At 72.9% G+C, this 2,417-nt stretch carries 3 protein-coding genes; 1 reads left to right on the top strand and 2 read right to left on the bottom strand.

The annotated features are described in order from the left end of the window. Positions 1-33 precede the first annotated feature (33 nt). Positions 34-834 carry a hypothetical protein gene (locus tag SSNG_RS09950; protein ID WP_007263693.1) on the bottom strand — a complete coding sequence of 267 codons (801 nt, stop codon included), beginning with the start codon at positions 832-834 and terminating at the stop codon, positions 34-36. Between the two features lie 97 nt (positions 835-931). Further along, the gene (locus tag SSNG_RS09945) at positions 932-1,147 is read right to left on the bottom strand and encodes a hypothetical protein (protein WP_007263692.1); all 216 of its coding nucleotides are present in this window, start codon (positions 1,145-1,147) and stop codon (positions 932-934) included. 131 nt (positions 1,148-1,278) lie between these two features. Between SSNG_RS09945 and SSNG_RS09940 the strand changes: the two genes are divergently transcribed. Continuing rightward, positions 1,279-2,256, top strand: coding sequence for a carbohydrate kinase family protein (locus SSNG_RS09940; RefSeq protein ID WP_007263691.1), 978 nt, complete (start codon positions 1,279-1,281; stop codon positions 2,254-2,256). The last annotated feature ends 161 nt before the right edge of the window (positions 2,257-2,417 follow it).

The following is a 2,417-nucleotide window of genomic DNA, read 5'->3' as shown; positions in this document are numbered from 1 at the left end:
AAAAAAAAAAAAAAAAAAAAGAAACAAAGACAATCAAAAACCGAAAACCGCCACCAACGAACCATCGAACCAGACAAAAATATAAAAAAACCAAAAATGGGTCGGGAACCCGCCCACCACCGGGTCGGCGCTCACCACCCGGACGGAACCCTGGACGAGGTGCGCGTCCACCGAGGCACCGCCCTGCCCGGCGGCCGCGAGCACCGGCGCCGCGGCGGCCTTCGCGGCCTGCTCGGAGACGGGCTTCGCCGCGCCCGCGCCCGCTCCCTCCTGCGGGCCCTGGGGGAGGGTGGCCGGGCCGCAGGTGTCCTTGCCGCGCACGCAGTCGTCCCCGACGCCGCCGCCGGCCTGGTAGCGCGAGAACGCCCAGGTGCCGGGGGCCTTGCGGGTCACCGTGAGCCGGGGCCCGGAGCCGTCGGCGGCCTCGCCCGCCTGCCAGGTGTCGCCGACCAGCCGGGGCACGCCGGCGACGCCGAGGGCCTTCGCGAGCCGGGCCACCTCGTCGGAGGCCACCTCCCCGGACGCGGCGAAGGCGGGCGCGGTACCCGGCCCGTCGGGCAGCTTCACGTCCGCCCGGTACGTCACCGGCCCGCCGGAGGGGTCCGGCTCACCGGGGGCGATGCCGGGGCCCGTCGGGGACCCGGCCGAGCGCGGCGCGACGGCCGCGCTGTCCGCCGTACGGGCCGTGCCGCCGCCCGAGCCGTCGCCGTACGCCGTCGACGCCCAGTACGCCGTACCGCCGCCGGCCAGCAGGACGGCGGCCGCGATCGAGCCGACGGCCCAGGCGGGCCGCCGTCGTGTGCCGCGTGATGTGTCGGGTTGTTCGCTGGTCACCGCATCGCTCCTTAGCGTGTCCCGCCGTACGTGATGCGGGTGTGACGCGTCGGCCGCGAAACCGGTTCCCCTCGTTCCCCCGGACGCGCCGGACGGCCTAGTCGCCGTACGCCGCGGTGCCGGCGATCAGCCGGGCGGAGGCGGGCGGGACGCTGACCCCGTGGATCTGCGAGGGCGCCACCCGCCCCGGCCGGGGCTCCCGCTCCACGGCCCAGTGCGGGGCCATCCGGGCGCAGTCGCCGAGCAGCCGTGCGAAGCCGGGCCGCGCCTCGGAGGCGTGGTCCGCGTAGCCGAAGCCATCGGTATAGGTCATGGGGGCACCGTATGGGCGCCATCCTGGGCGAAGGAAGTCCTACTACGGGGTAGTTTCGCCGGGTCGGAGTATGGGCGCGGACCCGGTAGTTTTGAATGTCACCCGCCGTCCTCCGCAGGAGCATCCACGCCGTGCGCATCGCAGTCACCGGCTCCATCGCCACCGACCACCTCATGACCTTCCCGGGCCGCTTCGCCGACCAGTTCGTCGCCGACCAGCTCCACACGGTCTCCCTCTCCTTCCTCGTCGACAACCTCGACGTGCGGCGGGGCGGCGTCGGCCCGAACATCTGCTTCGGCATGGGCCAGCTCGGCAGCCGCCCGATCCTCGTCGGCGCGGCCGGCTCGGACTTCGACGAGTACCGCGCATGGCTGGACCGGCACGGTGTCGACACCGAGTCCGTCCGGATCTCCGAGGTGCTGCACACCGCGCGCTTCGTCTGCACCACCGACGCCGACCACAACCAGATCGGCTCCTTCTACACGGGCGCGATGAGCGAGGCCCGCCAGATCGAGCTCAAGGCCGTCGCCGACCGCGTGGGCGGCCTCGACCTCGTCCTCATCGGCGCCGACGACCCCGAGGCGATGCTCCGCCACACGGAGGAGTGCCGCACCCGCGGGATCCCCTTCGCCGCGGACTTCTCGCAGCAGATCGCCCGCATGGACGGCGAGAACATCCGCACCCTGATGGAGGGCGCGACGTACCTCTTCTCGAACGAGTACGAGAAGGGCCTCATCGAGTCGAAGTCCGGCTGGACCGACGAGGAGATCCTCGCCAAGGTCGGCACCCGCGTCACCACCCTCGGCTCGCAGGGCGTGCGCATCGAGCGCGTCGGCCACGAGCCGATCCTGGTCGGCTGCCCGGAGGAGAACGCGAAGGTCGACCCGACCGGCGTCGGCGACGCGTTCCGCGCGGGCTTCCTGACGGGCCTCGGCTGGGGCGTCGGCCTGGAGCGGGCCGCGCAGCTCGGCTGCATGCTGGCCACCCTGGTCATCGAGACCCTGGGCACCCAGGAGTACACCCTGGCCCGCGCCCACTTCATGGAGCGCTTCACGAAGGCCTACGGCGACGAAGCGGCCGCCGAGGTCCGCGCCCACCTCTCCTCCTGACGCGCCGCTCGCGCGGTGCGGCGCCGGGGCGCCTTACCGGCTTCGCGCCGCTGCGCCGGACTCCGTCCGTCGGCCTGCGGGGCGGGGCCGGTTCGGGTGGCTGATGCCGGCGGGTCGGGTGCGGGTGGGTGGGCCGCTGCGCGGGGCGAGGTCCCCTACCC

The organism is Streptomyces sp. C (assembly GCF_000158895.1).
Classification (GTDB): Bacteria; Actinomycetota; Actinomycetes; order Streptomycetales; family Streptomycetaceae; genus Streptomyces; species Streptomyces racemochromogenes.
The sequence above is the reverse complement of the archived record's forward strand: the minus strand, read 5'-3'. Positions and strand labels throughout refer to the sequence as shown.

Excerpts from the sequence above, each read along its gene's own strand:
- SSNG_RS09945 (WP_007263692.1), bottom strand. The coding sequence starts at position 1,147 with ATGACCTATACCGATGGCTTCGGCTACGCGGACCACGCCTCCGAGGCG.